Origin of the sequence: Aliidongia sp., from assembly GCF_035943795.1 — a bacterium.
Classification (GTDB): Bacteria; Pseudomonadota; Alphaproteobacteria; order ATCC43930; family CGMCC-115725; genus Aliidongia.
The window spans coordinates 74,729-93,859 of the sequence record NZ_DASZBY010000053.1; the positions used below are offsets into that span (position 1 = coordinate 74,729).

The 19,131-nt window shown below is 64.1% G+C and carries 3 protein-coding genes; 2 read left to right on the forward strand and 1 reads right to left on the reverse strand.

The window, feature by feature from the left end; all coding sequences use genetic code 11:
- Window positions 1–47: 47 nt before the first annotated feature.
- Window positions 48–10,310 (reverse strand): SAM-dependent methyltransferase, encoded by a 10,263-nt coding sequence (locus VGV37_RS09555; protein WP_326879433.1) that lies wholly within the window; start codon window positions 10,308–10,310, stop codon window positions 48–50.
- Window positions 10,311–11,198: 888 nt separating this feature from the next.
- Here VGV37_RS09555 and VGV37_RS09560 point away from each other — a divergent pair.
- Entirely contained in the window at window positions 11,199–11,363 is a 165-nt protein-coding gene (locus VGV37_RS09560) for a hypothetical protein (protein WP_326879434.1), read from the forward strand.
- Window positions 11,364–11,771: 408 nt separating this feature from the next.
- Window positions 11,772–19,131, forward strand: a 7,360-nt coding sequence (locus tag VGV37_RS09565; RefSeq protein ID WP_326879435.1) for a hypothetical protein, incomplete at its 3' end; no start/stop codon positions are given.

The window sequence follows — 19,131 nt, forward strand, 5'->3', positions numbered from 1 at the left end:
GTGACCTCATCCTCCCGGGCAGAGGGGATCGGGATCCAGGATCCGGGCTATTCGATGGGCTGTTTGGTCGCCTCGCCGCTGGAGAACAAATTCTTGAGGCTGGCCATCACGCTGGCCGTGAGGGACGTGATCGTGAGACCGAGAACGGCGGTGGATTTCCTATGCGCCTCCGGCAGGTCGAGTCGGGCGCGAAGCTTGGCCGTGCTGGAGAATTCGAAATATTGATCTCGACCGATCGGCAACGGCCCTCGGGCGCGCGTCGCCGTCGCCGGTTTATCGGGAATGACGGCAGGAACCGCGCCGGGTTTCACGCGGGAAACGATCAGCCTGTCGTCAGGTTGAATGGGCCCCGACGAGTTGCCGCTGAGGAAGGCGGCTTCCTTCTTGTCCGCGGGCGCGAAAGTGCAGATCCCGTCAGCCGCATAGCGCGCCTGGTGCCAGTTCAGTACTTTGACATCGACCCGGCTTACATAGCCGACGAGTTTTCTGCCCCGATAGACAAAGACCTTTTCCGCGGAGCTCCTCGTCAATCGATACAGAGTTCGGCTCAACCCGGTAAGGATCGCGGCGGTGGCCACCTTGAAGACCGGACCACGAGCAATCCGCATCCGCGTCCCACGCGTCAACGCGCCGCCCGTCGCGGCATCGACGAGATCCGGCAGATGCTCGACACCGGCGATGAGCGCGCGGAGTCCGATCTCGATCGATGCCCGGATCGAGCCGCCGCGAGGCGATATCGGGGTGCTCGACGGGGCCTGAGCGCCTCGAACTGGCCACACCGGCCGACGCCCCACCATTCCGACCGCCAGACTGCCGTTGGTCGGATGAACCATGGAATGATCGACGGGCAGACCGGTCTCGCCATCGGCCAGGACCAGCGAGTGATAGGCCCCTTGTGCCGTCGGATCGCCGTTGAGCGTCAGATAGCCATCGATCCCGGCGGGTTTGGTCTGCAGCCCCTGGACAGTGGGGATCGTCGCTTCCCGATCGATCGGATAACCCATATCCGACAATCGCACCATCGGCGTCGCGGCACCGTCCGGGACGGCGTATTTCATGAACGGCGTTTCATTGCCATTCTCGTCAAGGATGCGCTCGGCGGAAAGGGCAGCGGTGTTGGCGAAGGAATGAACCGGAGGGATGCCGGGCGAGCGTTCGGACGTGTCGGTGCTCGAGACCAGGGGGCTTTGGATCTCATCAACCTCGCCCCCCTCGGGTTGCTCATGGGAAGCCCGGCGGGCCTCCTGCCGGGTTGCCAGGCGGATGTAGTGGTCAATTCTGGTCAGATGCGCTTCGTGAGGAGCTTGGCCGGGGACGACACTTTCGAAATCCGCAAGATGGAATGTCCCATCCTTGGCAATAAGGAACTGCAGGTCGTTGACGCGCACGTTCCGATCTACCATCCAAGCTTTGGTCGCTTGAAGACTGTCGATGCTGTTCTGATTGAGTATGCTGACATCGTACACCGGTACGAAGCCGTGCCGAAGGTCGATAGCGGTCTGCGGCAGGAGCCGGTCACTTGTCGCGTACGCGTCCATCAAAAGCGCAGTTTGTCCATAGATCTGGTCGATGCCATGGATTTTCGCGACATGGGGCGCGCCGAGTGCTTCAAGCTGCTTTGTCTTATCAATCATTTCCTGTGGGTCATCGACAGGATCCCCATCATCTTGGGCGAGATCCCTGTATATGATCGCGACTTTGTCGTGCCCAAGCTGGATCGCGGTTTTGTAGGCCCCAACACCGCGCACCGGACCCAGGTGGTCTTCTATTCGAAGAGGACGTTGGGCCTGGACGTCGTCTACCGAATAGAATCCGCCCGGTTCGGAGGAACCATGCGGTCGCCATACGAGCGGCTGACCCGCTACAGGCCGTGGTGTCAGCATTTCCCACTCGGCCGATTCATCGACCCGGGGCACGAAAACATAGATCCCGACGATGTCCGCTAGTTCCTGTGCCCGCTGGCGCGTAGTTTCACTTGGTTTGCTAAAATGCAATGCAATCGATTCGGCCGCGTCACTCTGCCACTCTTCATTGAATTTCTGCTGAAGAATGAATTGATGAGGTGTCATTGTCAGCAATTCGTCGGCAAAATCGATGTCTGCGGCATCACGAATCGGTTGCTGCTGGAGTGTGGCCCCAAGATTCAAACCTTGAATAGTGCGATTTACGAACCGTGCGGCTTTGTCATCCGGCGCGGACGCCGGCCTGTCTGACAAGCCGTCAGCGTCGCTCGTCGGTTCTGAACTGGGAGTTTCCGGAGGGGGGCTTGCTCCCCTGATCGGCCACACCGGCCGATCTTCCACCATTCCGACCGCCAGACTGCCGTTGGTCGGATGAACCATGGAATGATCGACGGGGAGACCGGTCTCGCCATCGGCCAGGATCAGCGAGTGATAGGCCCCTTGTGCCGCCGGATCGCCGTTGAGCGTCAGATAGCCATCGATCCCGGCGGGTTTGGTCTGCAGCCCCTGGACAGTGGGGATCGTCGCTTCCCGATCAATCGGATAACCCATATCCGACAATCGCACCATCGGCGTCGCGGCACCGTCCGGAACGGCGTATTTCATGAACGGCGTTTCATTGCCGTTCTCGTCAAGGATGCGCTCGCCGGAAAGGGCAGCGGTGTTGGCGAAGGAATGAACCGGGGCGTAGGTTTCGATGAATATATCAGACTGGACGATGCCGAAGTCGTTGGGACCGTATTCGACGAGATAGTCGCCGGAATTTCCGCTGATCGGGTTGTTTGCCCAGGATACCGTCGTAGAGAACGGCACGTCCTTTCTGACGGCGACCGCAACCATAGGCTTTTTATAGCAGGTTCCGGCGGCTGGATCGAACTCGTAGGTCCGTTCGAAATTCTGCCTCCCGATAGGCCAATTTTCTGCCTTGGTTCCCGTCAGTACGGCATCGCCTGGATTAGCCCAGACAGGGCCCTCCAGCGTCTGGATGAGTTCATCCGATTGGGCGAATCGGAAGCTGAGCGGGATAGGCTTCTTGATGACCGGGATGGCGGCATTGAAAAGACTATGTTTCCTTGATCCAGGCGATGAGGCCGGCGCCTGACCAACGGGCGCGGCGTCGGGGACGGAGGTCTTGGAGCGTATATCCGTCCCGTCGGCAGGATAGTTTACGATCCACGGTGCTGCTTCAGTGGTGCCCGGCCAGCGGCTCCACGATTGCTCATTCGCCAGCCCCGGGCTTCCCGACATCGTACCGGGTGAGGCGATGACCGGCGCTCCGAGCGCTTCGGCCAAGTCCGGCGCAACCGCTTGTCCGTCCGTGCTGAGCAGAAACACCGGCTGACCTTCGTGATACGTCGGCTGGGTTCGCAGGAACCCGGCGAATTCGGCAGGCGTAAAGCTGGGGGCGGATGCGACGCCGTAAATGTCGCCGATAATCTTGCCCTGAAGATTTTGCGCTTCGACGGCGAAGGCGCCGTGCGGCACACCATGCAATTCCTGGCCGTTCCAGCCAAGATCGGCCTGCCGGACGTCAAGTGAGGACGCTTGGTCGCTGGCCGGCCGAGGGGCATGCTCGATGAAACTGCCCGCACCGTCTGAACGGGAGACCGCGAGATGTCCCGCCGGGATGGTTGCTCCGTCGTCGTCCTCGACCGAAAACGGCAACACCGGATCGATTTTGCCATCCGGCGCTAAAACACGGACGTCTGGCCGGTTCAAACGCTGCGACAGCGCATCCGCCAGCGATTGGCCATAGGGCGTGAGCCCGGCCGCAGGTGGGGCGCCACTCTCATGCATGAGCAGGAGAACACGCGGCAGACGGGAAGCTTCCCCCTCAGCAAGCGCCTCGAGTGTCGTTTCCCGGCCGTCGAGCTCAAAGGGCGCGTTAGCAATGATGTCGGCCAGCATCTGTTCGGGCAACAGGCCGCCGTCTGGGCCCTGCGCAAAGGCGAATTGGCCGCCAATGGCCACCGGCAAGATGTCCGCCGGGACGTTGACCGGTGCAAAGGGCTCAGCCTCCAGATCTCGATCGACGAGAGGTGGTTGAAGTCGGTCTGCCGTGCCGTCGAGCGAAACGACGGGGCGGGGGCCGGCGGAACCTCCATCCCCACCAGGTCGGTCGAACAGATCCGGCATGTAGGCCAGCAAGGATGCCTTGCTCGCCCGGCCGGTGATGCCTTGCAGCAATCCCTCCCGGGCTGTGGGCTGCGAAACTCCCTGATCCGCTGGACGCGTGTCAGCCGCTTGACGATAATCCTGCCAACCGTCGATCAGACGTTGAAGATCAAGCCGAATCTGGTTCACGCCGATAGGGTCTCGATTGCCATTCTGATCCAGATAGCCGGCGTAGATCTCAATGATCGTCCGATCTTCCGGACTGGCGCCATGCTGGTCCATCAATGCCTGCGCTTGACGCAGCAGAGCCTGCTCTCCCGGCTGCGGCGTGTCCGGGACACTCAGCTGCCCGGACGAGGCGCCGTCGTCTATCGCCGGGAGTGCAGCGGGTCCTTCCTTGCGCTGAACGAGAACGCCGAAACCAAAGAACTCCGCGAGCAATCGGTGTCCATTCTCCCGCTCCGTCGGATCGCTTTCACCTCGAAGTTCATCGCGAATACCGTGTCGTAGCAGGAACTGGTTCTGGGAGTCGAAGATCTTCCCGCCACGCAAGCTAAAGGGCTTCAGGCCTGCCTTTTCACCCGCTTGCACAAGAAGGGCAAAATCGACCTGTGCCGTGATGTCGATCGCGCCGGGATACCGGAGCGCCAGGTCGATGGGCTTCATGTTCTCGAGAAAAGTGTACGGCGCCTCCAGCACGACGCCGGGCTTGCCATAGTCGAAGGTCAGGACGAAGCCCTCATGGAGCGCCGCGCCAAGCCGCTTCATCCACTCGATGGACCGGGCATTGACGGTGAGCTCGGTACCTTCCGGCATCGTCGAAAGAGGTACCAACTCATTCAGATCAGCGCGCACGGCGTCGAGCGCTGGACTGGGCTCTCCTTCGGACGCAATGAACCGGCCATCGGCGTCGACAGCCACATAAAGCTCTTTGAGGTCACCGTTACGCGTGATGGCGCGATGCACCGGAAAAACGTCGACGAGCTCATTGGAAATGAAAACGCCGCGCACATTCCGCATCGGCAGCGCGGATGCGCTGCCGTGGATCCATTGGACGGGCCTATCGCCCAGCCGGCCCTGTTGCCGCGTGATCAGCGCCTCGCTGCGTTCGACGATCGTATAGCGCAGCGCCTGGTACACATCCGGGTGATCGGCTTGAAGCTTGTCGATGATGGCTTTCGCCATATCACCGTTCCCGGCGCCCATTTCGACGACGTCGAACCGGGATGGCCGCCCCAACTCGGCATGCATATCGACGAGCGACCGCGCTATGGTGCCGCCGAAGTGCTTGCTGAGCGATGCCGCCGTGAAGAAATCGTCGGAGTTTCCTATCGTCACCAGCCCGGAATTATAGTAACCGCCCTCGCCATCGATGCCATAGAGGCTGTGTTCCATGAAATCCGCGAAGGTGATCTTCCCTCGGGAGCTCACATAGTCGATCATCCGTTGCCGAAATTCCGGATCGACCCGCTCCGCAATCGGATCGGGGGTTTGCCCCGGTGCCCGGCGCGGAAGAACTGGTTTGGAAGCATCGGCCAGGGGAGGCCGGTTCGGGGAACCGCTATCGCTGCCCGGAAGATCCCGCTCGCCCGGTTGGCCACCGTTGGGCACGGCCCGATCGTTTCCGAGATCGTCGGGCGGCTCACCTCCTTGAGGGTCGCCGGCTCGATTGAGGATGTTCGGTCGGCGCGGATCCTGCGCCGACAGCGGGTCGCGACCGTTCGCATCGGCTCTCCCGGCCACGTCCATTGCACGCGTGGACGAGGAAACGGGCGGTCGACCGTCTCTCTGGGCGGAACCGCCCGCCCTCAGCGGCGGGTTCTTCGGCGCCGATCCGGCGTCCCCGACGAGCACACCATCGGGTGGCGGCAACCGATATCCCCGACGATCGGCGTTCCGGCCGGGTCCGCTGGCGTCCGCGCGGCGCGGCGGCCGTTTCACGGGCGCGGAGTGCCCGACGCGCGGGCGCCCCGAACCCGTGTTGGTACCCGTGAGACCACCCGCGAGGTCGTGACCGATCCGGCTCGCGGCGCGTGCCTCGGCGGCCCGTTGCTCGTCCAACGGACCGGCTCGCCTGGAATCGGGAATGACCGTCTCCGGCAGCACGAGCGCGGCTAGGGACGTGGGAACGGGCGCGACATCCGCCGCCGGTGCGACCGGTGCCTTCGCCTTGTCCGGAAGGAGACCCTTGACCTCCTGCCCGAGGCCGATGGCGGCGAGCCCGGCCATCGGCACGTTCATCAGGCCGTTGAAGATCGCCTGCCCGGTGCTCATCTTGTCGATATTGCTGAAATAGTCGACGCCGCCTGCTACCGCAGTGACGCCGAAGGCCAGGTGCTGGGCCTTCGATGCCCAGCGGACCGCCGTCGGCAAGGCGCCGGTGACCCGCCCGGCTCCCCCGATGGCCAGGCTTCCCGACGATACGCGGCTCCCGAGCGCGACCATGCGGGTTCCGAAGGTGCCGAGCCGGGCGACACGGGCGACCACGGACAGGCCCATTCCTGCCGAGGCGGCGTCGCCCGCCACGGCGAGCCAATTGCGATAGTCGGTGGGATCGCGCACCAGGTTCGGCAGATCGTTGACCAGGCCCGAGACGCCCTGGGCGGCAAAGATCGCGCGTCCCGCCGTTCCCGCAACCCATTTCGCCCCGCTGCTCACACCGACCCGGACGGCGGCCTGGGTGGCGACCTCCGTGGTCGCCCCGGCCGCGGCCTCCGTGCCGGCGGCGACCGCTTCGGTCGTGATCACCGTCTCGGCCGCACTGCCGCCGAGGCCTTCGCCGACCGCTGCAACGGCGAGCGGCGCGGTCGTCTCCCCATCGAAGGACGACGCCACCAAGCCGACGAGCCCGAGGCCCAGCATTGCGAGTTGGCCGCCCGACATCGACACGGCTTCGGTTGTCGCGACATGGTTGACCAGCAGCGGATCTTGGTTTTGCCCGGCGAGCGCCGAGACGCCGCCGAACTGCTCCAGCACGTCCGATCCGAACTGGTCGACGCCACGAGCTTCCCAATCGTTCCAGTCGCTGTAGGTCGTTCCATCCGGCCCGACATAGCGATAGGAGCCGTTCGCCGTCTGCACCCGGAAAAGTGCCGTTATCGAACCCGCGACCACCAGGGGCAGTGCCTGCAGCGTGACGGGACGATCGGCACTTGGCGCGCCCGGCCCGCCGGCCGTCGCCGCGAGAATGCCCGTGAGTTGGCGGAGACTGGTCTGGCCGAAGACGACGGCGTTCGGATCATAGGCGCTGAAGGTGCCGGCCTGCACCGCAGGCAGATCGGCCGCCGTCGGTGCTGCGGCCGGCAACCCGTAGGCAGCGCCCACCGCATTCATCAGTTGCGCCGGCGTGGTGACCGTGCGTGCCGCCAACCCGTCGATCTGTTGCTGCTGAAGCAGGAGCTCGCTGTTCGGATCCAGGGTCGAAGCGGTTTTCTTGGCGGACGGCAGCGCCTGATCCGTCGCCTTGTCGATGGTTGCGACGAGCGGTGAGGAACCGGCAAGGCCGGCGAGCAGAACCCGTCCGGCTTCGGGGTCCCGCAGGCCGGTCACCATGGCATGGAACAACTCTGGACTGCTCGGTGCGGCGTCGTCGATCCAGCCGGCGATCTGCGCCTGTCGGGCGGATGCGGCACTGGTAGACAAGGGTTGAGCGGCGAAAGGTGAAAGGCCGACCGGAGAAGTCTGCCCGATCTTGGCGCCAAACAAATTCGGCGCCGCCGGAGAGGGCATCGCCGGCCCGCCAGGCGCGGCGCGGAGATTGGCGCCGAGAGCGGCCATCGACGCCTTCAAATAGGGAACCTGGTAGGTCTGGTCCGATGTTTGGGGCAGGAAGCGAAAGAGGAGACCTGCGTTCTTCAGGTCCCCCACTCCATTCAAATGAGCCAGGTTCGCCAAGACCGAGGCTTGAATCTGCTGATAGAGCAGGGTTTGCACCGTGCCGGATTGAGCGGCGGCCTGCATGATGGAGGCGGCACCGGCGAGCCCGCTTTGGCCGGTCGCGACGGCCTGTGCGACAAGCCGCTTCGTATCGGGTGCTCCCATCACCGCCTGGGTGATCGGATTGGCAGGATCGATGGCGTCGTACAGCGACAGCTGGTTCGCAAGCGTCGTCACGGCGAATGTCGGGCTGCGGTTCGCGCCGGTACCGGTCATCTGTACCTTGGACGTGATGCCCGAAGCCGCGGCCGAGATGAGCGACTGGATGCCGCCATCCGCCAGGAGAGCCTTTCGGATCTTGTCCGTCTGGGGAACATTTTTCAGTTCCGCAAGGAGTGCGACCAGGTTCCCCGCCTGCGTCGCGGTCGACCCGCTGCCGGTGACCTGGCTCTTGAATTCCACCACCGGCAGATCGACCGTCAGCGATTGTTGCAACCGGGGCCGACCCTGATGGTTCGCCCATACCTGCGCCTCGGCATATTGCAACCAGTTCTGATAGCCGCTTTCGTTCAGCAGGCTTTGGGGAAGAAGCTCGGGATAGACGGCGAGCAGCTCGCTGGTGAGGGCATCGTGATAGCTGGTGGCGGCGGCGGCAATCCTGGCCGCGCTGCCTGAGTCTTTGGCTTGCGCGAGCTTGGCCCAGGCCTGGGACGTGGCCGCACTCTTTGCGGCGAGTTTGGAATTGCGATCGAGCGGGGTCGGCATCGGCGCGATCAGCGATGCCGTGCCGGCGCTGATCGCTTTCGGTGAAAACATTCCCATGCCGTCGACCTCGGTCATGACCTCCTGCGTCACCTGGTTCGGGGACTGTTTGCCAACCGCGCCGGAAGGGTGCTCGGCCTGTTGACGCGCCAATACGGTCGCCTGCGCCAGCCAAGGTTCGTCGGCCGACTGGTAGGATTGAGCCGGATTTCCGGCGCCCGTATCCTGACGCACCCGGGTCACTGCCAGAGCCCAGGGATCGATGCCCGGCGGCAAGCTTTTGAGCTGGCCTTTGAGGGCGTCGTAGGCCTGGGTAATCAGAGCCGCGTATTTTTGGACGGCGGCGGCTCGTGCGGCCGCCGTCGTCGATGCGGTCGCCTGGTTGGTATCCGGCAATGGCACCGGCTTCGGCACCGGCGGCTGATGCGTGCCCTTCAGGGCCTGTGCCATCGCCTCGATAGCCAGAGGCTGGCTGTCGGGATTGGAATTGTCCTTGGGTAGAACGGCTTCATAAAGGTCGGGAGAGAGCTTGCCGGACTGAATGGCCGGGACCAGGATATCGGGATCAGCCGGGTTCAGATGGTTGGCCGCCAAGGAGGCGATCTGGGCGTTGAGGGCAGTCGGGTCCGCGACCGCCGCCGTCGGTGCCGCATTCTCCAGAGTGCGGTAGATTTCGCCGACGGCGACATCGACCAGCGCAGCACCACTCTCCGCCGGATCCTGCAGATAGGACCGCAGTGTCGGCATCGCCGCCTGCACGATGACGGCGGCGACCTGGGGGTCGGCATTCTGCGTCACCTGCGACAGGTACTTGGTACCCCAGACGCCGGGAGGCACGCCTTGGACCTTATGGCCCTTCATCGTGGCGGAGACCTGATGGGCGAGATTGGTCGTCCAGCTATTGCCGAGGACGGCATCGTAGACCTGCCGCGACGCGCCTTTCAGTGACGGCCCCTTGGTATCGATCGAGGGAGGCGCCGCCGGCGACGGCGCGCCATTTTCCGGCATCCAGATCGGCTTCGACGAACCGCCGGTGCCCGAGATCGCCTCGATGCCAGCTTGCTGACCCTTCTGGTCGGAGTCCTGGCCGGCTCGAACCGCCTGCTGTTGTACCTGCCCGTTGGCGACGATCGACGCCGCCTGCAATTGGGGCGCGAGCGTAGCGGGATCCAGATCAGCCGCGTGCGTCTGCGCCGCCCAGGTTTGGGCCGAATTGAGCGCGATGGGATCATCCAGCAGTTTCTGCTGCTGCTGCCGCCAACCGATCGGATCGCGCTGCGCCTGCTGGATCTGCTGCGTCGACCGCCCTTGCTGCGCCAGAAACCAGGCCGTCATCTCGGTCCAGGCCGCCGTCTGCAATTGCGTTTGCTGGCTGGCGCCTTGCTGGCGATAGGCGCCGATCGCGGTCTTGGTTGCGGCGCTCCACGGCGCTACCGCTGCCTTGACCCCAGCAACCGTGACAGCCGCAGGAGGCGGGGGCGGCGACCCCATCCCATAATCCCCGACCGCCGGATTTTGCGTTGGACCCATCTCGTCATGAAACGAAGTAGGGCTGGCCGAATACCCATCGCTAGAGACAGCAAGAATCGGCGCCATCGTAGATACTCCCAACCAGATCCAGTCATGAAACAGCGCCTCAATCAAATATAGATTGAGTCTGTTCTATTTTTTCAACAGAACTCGTAGGCAATTGCTATACAAATGAAATGAAGAACTATTACTTAGAGATTTTATCAAATACAAATCTTCAACCATTTTTGGAAAACGGTGTCGACCACGACAGCGATGCCGGATGACGCCATCAGGAAGAAGTCGCGATTTGATATGTCGCCACCGTGACTAGTGGGAAAGTGGCGCAACTGCCGGCCGGTCAAAAAGACCCGGGTTGGCCGATCATGACGATCAAGTCGGCCGCCTGCGGCTTAGCTCCGATGATCCCGGAGAGAAAATCCGCGCGGGGACGGCCTTCGCGGTACAACCGCAGTCCGGTACGCACCCTGCCTTTTGCGGCAGCGAAATCCCGTACTCAGGGCTAAGCATCTGTTCACTTCCGTTCACGTAGTTTTACCTATTCCATCGGTATGAGGCGTCGATCAAAGACTACCGCTCGAATATTCGTGATATGGATCGTGTTTTCGCCGCGCGATTGTTGTCAGAATTGCGCTGAATGGAAATCAAAAATTATCAAATACCGCAATGCAAAAAATCATAATCTACGTTAAATAAATTTGTATAGAGATAATATCACAACCATTGTAGTTATTAGATAATTGTTGTATCTATATTTAGAATATGGCGCGGAAAATCTATATTTTGCGCATTGTTCCACACAGAATAACTTATTGATTCTATAAATCACGCCGCGGTATTGGAATTAATATATTCCGACCCAGCAAATATTTAAGGCCACTTCCTCTCGAATCGCAGCCAGAAATCCTCGGATCATCCCCCGACCGCATCATCAACCCGCAACGGCTGGCCCGCGTGAGCCGGCTTGTCGAGATGCTCGAGAATTCCGGGGTTATCCCCATCGAGGCAGCCATGCGTCCGGATCTCACGATCATCGATGTCGTTTGCCGGGAGGATGAACGGCAGGCAGCCTCGGCCATTTCGCCGCCGCCGGATCACGCCCATATCGGCGACGAGTGACTTCCGTCGACTCACGTTTCGATCCATTCCCGTGCCGGCGGCCGAACGAAGCTCAAACAACTGATATCACTAATTTATTTACCTGACTCGCTTCTGGCATCCCGCGCCGGCAAACCGAAAGCAATGCTTCGTCCGGCACCGTCACCATGGTAGCCTCCGGTTGACGCGACCGTTTGAGACACCAAACCCTCGCCCCGGGAAACGAAATAAGAATTCAAAGGGGTCCATGCGCCTTCGTGAAGGAATTGTTCACTATTATCGGACACCCCAGGATGGGCTTGTCCCGATGCCCTTCGATGAGCTGTCTCCAGCCCTGACGCGCATCCCCCTGCAGCCCGCGAAGCCCGTTCGGCGCGCGGCATCTCCGACGCCCTTTGATCTTCAATCCTGGCTGGTCCGAACAGTATGATGTCCCCTGCTCTGCCGCTCGCTCATACCGCTTTCGTCCGTCGCCGCTCGCTCAGTCTCGTCGAAAAGCTGATGGGCAGTTGCGCGCGCGGAGCGCTTCTGGCGCTGCCGGTGCTGACGGCGATGGGGGTTGCCCTGCCCATGCTGGCGGCGGTCGGGATCGCCCTGCCGACGCCCGCCCTGGCCCAGGCATACCAGCTGTCGGGCACCTCCACCGGCCAGGTTCTGTCGGTCTACGCGCCGCACATGTATTTTTCGGTAGATTCGAACACGCTCATCGACAACGGCCAGACCAGCGGTGTCGAAAGCGGCGTCTACGGCGATGCGTCCGCGGTCTGGACGCTCAGCAATGCCGGCACGATCACCAACAAATACAATATCTCCGACCAGCCCGCGGGCGTCCTGTTCGCGGCCGGTGGCACGATCAACAACAGCGGCCTGATCATCAGCCAGTTCGCCAAAGGCGTGCGCATCGACGGCGGCACCGGCCGGGTGATCAACAGCGGCATCATCTACGGCTATACCGCAGGCATCTATCTGACCGCGGGCGGCACCGTCACCAACATGCCTGGCGGCCACATCTCCTCCAACCTCTCGGGCCTCTACACCGGCGTCTCCATCCAGGGCGCCGTCGGCACCGTGACGAATAGCGGCAGCATCAGCAGCATCTACGGTGTCCAGCTAGGGGCTGGCGGCAACGTCTCCAACCTGGCAGGCGGACGGATCACCAGCCAATTGGCCGGCGTCGAGATCAATGGTGCCGGCACCGTCACGAACGCAGGCCTGATCTCCGCCAGCAGTGGCTATGGCGTCTACTTCCGGGGATCCGGCAACGATACGCTAATCAATTCCGGCACGATTACCGGCTCGCCGACGGCGGCCCGCTTCGGCAGCGGCAACGACCGGCTGATCCTGGAGTCGGGCGGCGTCTTCACCGGTAAGGTCGATGGCGGCAGCGGTTCGAACACGATCGAACTCGCGGCCGGGACCGGCAGCCTTTCGGGCCTCGGCACCAGCTTCACCAATTTCGGCACCGTCGCGCTCGACAGCGGGGCCACCTGGACCCTGACCGGCACCAACACGATCGCCGCCGGCGGGACCATCACCAGCGCCGGCACGCTCGATGCCAGCGGCACGATCAACCTGGGCGGCACGATCGTCGGCAACAATGGCACGGCCGTGCAATTCGGCTCGGGCAGCGACCGGCTGATCCTGAAGCCGGGCTTCACCCTCACCGGCATCGCCGACGGCGGCGCCGGCACCAACACGCTCGAACTGGCCGCCGGCACCGGCAGCCTGACCGGCCTCGGCACCACGCTCACGAATTTCGGTCAGGTGACCATCGATGGCGGAGCCACCTGGACCTTTGCCGGCGCCAATACCGTCGCCACCGGGGTGACGCTGACCAATTCCGGCGTCTTCTACGACACCGGCACGCTGACCAATGCCGGCCGTATCGCCGGCGGCCTCGTTCTGACCGGCACCGCCAGCCTCTCGAACTCCGGCACGATCGCAGCGTCGGGCACGGCCATCTCGGGCGCGGTCGGGTTCAGCGGCACCGTGCTGAATACCGGCCTGATCTCGAGCCAGAGCAATTATGCCGTCTATCTGCATGGCGGTGGCCATGTCACGAACAGCGGCACCGCCGCCACGATTGCCGGCCCCGGATACGGCATCATCATCGGCGGTGGCACCGGCACCGTCGTCAATGACGGCACCATTTTCAGCACCAACCTCGCTGCCATCTACCTGCTCAACGGCGGCACCGTCGTCAATACGGGCAGCATTTCAGCCGGCCTCGACGGTATCGACACGAGCCAGGCCGCGGGCACGGTCACCAACAGCGGCAGCATCGTCGCCAGCCGGTACGGCGTCGACCTGAAGACGGGCGGCTTGGTCTCGAATGCCGCCGGCGGCGTGATCGCCGGCGGCACCGACGGCGTCCTCCTCAACAATGCCGCGACGCTGCGCAATGCCGGCACGATCTCGGGCACCGGGGGCGCCGGCATCGGCGTGCTGTTCACGGGCAGCCAGAACAATACGCTGACCAACAGCGGGACGATCATCGGCAACGGCGGCACAGCCGTGCGGTTCGGCAGCGGCAATGATTTCCTCCAGATCGCGACCGGTGCCGCTTTCGGCGGGACGGTCGACGGCGGCGCCGGCACGAACACGGTCGAGTTCGCCAGCGGCACCACCAGCATCAAGCTGACGAATTTCGGCACCGTGACCGTCGATGGCGGGGCGGCAGCGACGCTGACCGGTTCGGACGCGGCGACGACCGTCACCGTCGCCGGCACACTGACCAACAGCGGTACGCTCAGCGTTTCCGGCGCACTCACCGACACGGGAACACTCGCCAACAGCGGCACGATCACCGGCACCGTGACCCTCGGCGGCTCCGGCGTGGTGACGAACCAGGCGACGGGCCTGATCACCGGCTACAACGGCGTCGATGTCACCGGCAGCGGCCGGGTGACCAATCTCGGCACCGTCGTGGGCACCGGCCACGCCGGCATTTATCTGCGTGCCGGCGGCCAGGTCACGAACAGCGTCGGGGCCACGATTTCCGGTCTCTATTACGGCGTCAAATTCAACGGTGCCGGCACCATCGGCAACGACGGCACGATCGTCGCGACCAGCGGGGTCGGTAACCATTATGCCGGGATCTACTTAGGCGGCAACGGCAGCGTCACCAACAGCAACACCGGCCGGATTTCGGGGGCGAACACCGGCCTCTACATCAGCGGCGCCGGCCAGGTGTTCAATGCCGGCACGATCATCGGGCAGGGCTATTACGGCATCCGGATGGGCGGCGGCACGGTCACGAATTCCGGCACGGCGTCTTCCATTCAGGGCCACCGTTACGGCATCGTATCCCGGACAGGCCCGGTCACCCTCAGCAACGACGGGTCGATCTCCGGCGGCTATTTCGGCCTCTACAGTGCCGGCGGCATGGTCACCAACACCGCGTCAGCCACGATTTCGGGCGGCATCTACGCCGTGAACATCGTTTCGGCCGCCGGCACGGTCATCAACAGCGGCACCATCCTCGGGACCGGACAGAATGCCGGCGGCGGCAACCGTGTGACCGGCGTCTTTCTGAGAGGCGCCGGTGGCAGCGTGTCGAACCTCGGCTCGGCGGCGCTCATCGCGGGCGGCGACTATGGCATCCGGGTCAGATATGGCAGCGGGACGGTCACGAACAGCGGCACCATCCTGGCCAGCGGGCCGAACGGCATCGGCATCGCTTTCGGCGATTTCGCCAATACGCTCAGCAACAGCGGCACGATCATCGGCAACGGCGGCACGGCCGTGCGGTTCGGCGCTGGCAACGATCTCCTGACGCTGTCGGCCGGCGCCAGCTTCACCGGCCTGGTCGATGGCGGCGCCGGCACCAACACGGTCGAGTTCGCCAGCGGCACGAGCAGCATCAATCTGACGAACTTCGGTATCGTGACCGTCGATGTCGGTGCGGCCGCGACCCTTACCGGTACGGACGCGGCGGCGACCGTCACCGTCGCCGGCACGCTGACCAACAGCGGCACGCTCAGCATTTCCGGAGCGCTTACCGACACGGGCACGCTCGCCAACAGCGGCACGATCGCCGGCACGGTCACCGTGAGCGGTGCCGGCGTCGTGGTAAACCAGGCGGGTGGCGTCATCACCGGCGCGACCGGCGTCCATGCGCTGACCGGCAGCACGCCCACGCTGACCAACCTCGGCACCATCACCGGCACCAGCTTCGGCGTCAGCTTCGCCGGCAGTGCCGCCAGTACGGTGTTCAATTCCGGATCGATCTCCGGCGGTACGGGCATCTATCTGAAGGGCGACGGCTACGTTCAGAATCTGGGTTCCATCAGCGCCAACGCGCAGCAGGGTGTCTCGTTCGCGACCGGCGGCACACTCGTCAACGGCTCGACCGGCAACACGACGGCGCTCATCAAGACCACAGGCAACAATTTTGCCGTTTACAGCAACACAGGCCCGCTCACCGTCACCAACTACGGCACCATCCAAAGTGCCTTTGTCGGCATCGTCCTGAATAGCGGCGGCACGGTCGCCAACTTCGGCAGTGTCGGCGGCGCCGTCGGCATCTATATGAATGCCGGGTCGCTCACCAATCACGGCACCATCACGGGCAGTACCGCGAACTCGACCGCCTCCGGCCTCAAGACGGCCGGCATCTATGCGAGGAATGGCGCATCGATCACCAACGCGGCGGATGGCCTGATCGGCGGCTGGTACGGCGTTTATCTGGTCAACGGCGGCGCGATCCAGAATCTCGGCACCATCGTCGGTTCGGGCGCCGGCGGCTCGGGCATCACGGTGAGTGGAGCCGGCATCATCTCCAATGCCGGTACCATCGCCGCGACCGGCGCGGCCGGCGTCGGCGTGCTGTTTGCCGGCAGTGCCGCCGACACGCTGATCAACAGCGGCACCATCATCGGCAACGGCGGGACAGCCGTGCGATTCGGCAGCGGCAGCGACTTGCTGGCGTTGCAGTCAGGATCGTCCCTGGTCGGCGTCGCCGACGGCGGCAGCGGCAGCAACACGCTCGAACTGTCGGCGAGCGGCGGCAGCCTGTCCGGGCTCGGCACCAGCTTCATCAATTTCGGCGCCGTCACGGTCGATAGCGGTGCCGCCTGGACCGTCACGGGCGACAACACAATTGCGACCGGCGTCACCCTGACCAATGCCGGTACCTTCACCGTGGCGGGCTCGCTCACCAATGCCGGCAGCATTTCGGGCGCCGTGACTTTGGGCAGCGCGGGCGTCCTGGCCAACCAATCCACCGGATCGATCGTCGGCTCGACCGTCGGCATCAGCTTGGTCGGCGCCGCCGGCATCATCGGCAATGCCGGTACCATCCTCGCCAGCGGCATCGCCGGTTACGGCATCTCGCTCGGCGCCGACGGCACGGTCACGAACGCCGCGACCGGCCTGGTTTCGGGCGCCCGTGCCGGCATCGCCATCGGTGCGGGCACGGCGCAGATTCTGAATCGCGGGCTGATCACGGGCAGCGGTACCAGCGGCGTGGGCGTGCTGTTCAGCGGCGCCGGGCAGGGCACGGTCGACAATTACGGCACGATCAGCGGCAACGGCGGCACGGCGCTCCGCTTCGCCGGCGGCACGAACCTGCTGGTCGTCGAGAGCGGCGGCGTGCTGTCCGGGGTGGCCGACGGCACCAACGGCACGAACACGCTCGCGATCCGCGGCAGCGCCACCCTGAACGGCGTCGATGCGATCGGCTTCCAGAGCGTCGGGTTCTACAATCCGACGAACGTGATCGATAGCGGCTCGACCATCACCAACCCGTCGTTGATCAGCGGCACGCTCACCAACGACGGCACGCTCAACGGCATCGTGACCATCGACCATGGCGCCCTTCTGTCCAACGACGGCCATGTCGACGTCACGGGGATCTCGATCAACAGCGGCCAGATCCTGAACAACGGTCCATTCACGAACGCCAGCACCTTCACCAACGACGGCACGGCATCCTTCACCAACAACAACCTGTTGACGAATACCGGCACGTTCTTCAATGCCGGTACCTTCACCAACAGCGCGACCCTGGATACGTCCGCCGGCTCGTTCCGCGACACGGGCTTCCTGACCAATTCCGGCCAGATCGTCGGTACGGTGACTCTCGCCGGCACCGGGACGTTCCAAAATTCCGGCACAGTCGCCGGCACGGCCACCGCCGTCGACGTCGCGGCGGGCGGCAACCTCGGCACCATCGTGAACGCGCCCGGCGGACTGCTCACGGGCGCCACCGGCGTTCTGGCCGGTGCCGCCGTCACCATGACGAATGCAGGCACGATCACCGGCACGACCCAATATGGCGTCGCGATGCAGGCGGGCGGCACGTTCGTGAACATGGGCGGCGCGTCGCTCGTCCAAGGGTTGAACGCCGCCCTCTACAGCGGCGGCGGTGCGGGCCTCGTCGTCAACGCGGGCACGATCACGAGCAGCGGCATCGGCGTGCAATTCGGCGGCACGTTCGACAATACCCTCGTGAACGCCGGCACCATCACCGGCTTGTCGGGCACGGCGGTGCTGTTTGGTGCCGGCAACGACCGCCTGACGCTGCAGCCGGGCGCGGTGTTCGGCGGCGCCGTCGATGGTGGCGCAGGCAGCAACACGCTGGAATTTGCGGGCGCAGGCGGCAGCGCTGCCGGCCTGGGCGGCTCCAATTTCCTCAATTTCGCGAACGTTGCCGTCGATAGCGGGGCTTCCTGGACGCTGACCAGCGACAGCACGATCGCGAGCGGCACGACGCTGGTCAACGACGGCACCCTGATCAGCAGTGCCGCACTCGTCGACGCTGGCGTGATCACCAATGCCGGCGTGATCGACGAAAGCGCCGGCAGCATCGGTGTGGCACTCAGCGGCAGCGGCCGCCTGGACAACAGCGGGACCATCGTCGGCGGCCAGATCGGCGTGTCGGGAACGAGCGGCAGCTTCTCCAACAGCGGGATGATCACCGGCACCCAACATTTCGGCTTCTATCTGTCGAGCGGCGGCACGGTCACGAACCAGAGCGCCGGATCGATCAGCGGCGGCTATCGCGGCGTCTACATCAAGGGTGCCACCGGGCTGGTGACGAACGACGGCACCATCACGGCGGCCGGCACGACCGGACGGGCCGTCTGGCTGGACCAGGGCGGCACGGTGGCGAATACCGCCACCGGCGTGATCTCAGGCGCGCTGACCGGCGTAGTCGTCAAGAACGCGGCCGGCACGCTCACCAACCAGGGCAGCATTGCCGGCAGCACCAAATACGGCGTCTATTTCGCAGCGGGCGGCCAAATCACCAACGAGGCCGGCGGCCAAATCGCCGGCCATCTGAACGGTGTGCTGAGCTTCGGCGGCCCGAGCGTCGTCTCGAACGCTGGAACGATCGTCGCCTCCTCGGGTGCCGGCGTCGTGCTCAGCGGGACCTTCGCGAATACGCTGGTCAACAGCGGGACGATCATCGGCAACAACGGCACGGCGGTCCGGTTCGGCGCCGGCGACGATCTGCTGCAGATCCAGTCGGGCGCCAGCTTCACCGGGCTGGTCGACGGCGGCGCCGGCAGCAATATGCTGGAATTCGTCTCCGGTACCGGCACGGTGGGGTTCGCCAACTTCGGCACGGTCGCGGTCGACGCCGGGGCCAACTGGACCAGCAGCGGCACCGCGACCGTCACCTCGTTCGCCAATGCCGGCAGCTTCACGAATGCCGGGACGCTGACCAGCACCGGCACGTTCAGCAATAGCGGCACCTTCATCGATGCCGGCAGCTTCACGAGTTCGGGTCTGCTGTCGAACAGCGGCAGCATCGACGGCGGGGTGACCCTGACCGGCGGATCGC

Coding starts and splice junctions, on each gene's coding strand:
- VGV37_RS09555 (WP_326879433.1), bottom strand. CDS start 10,310: ATGGCGCCGATTCTTGCTGTCTCTAGCGATGGGTATTCGGCCAGCCCT.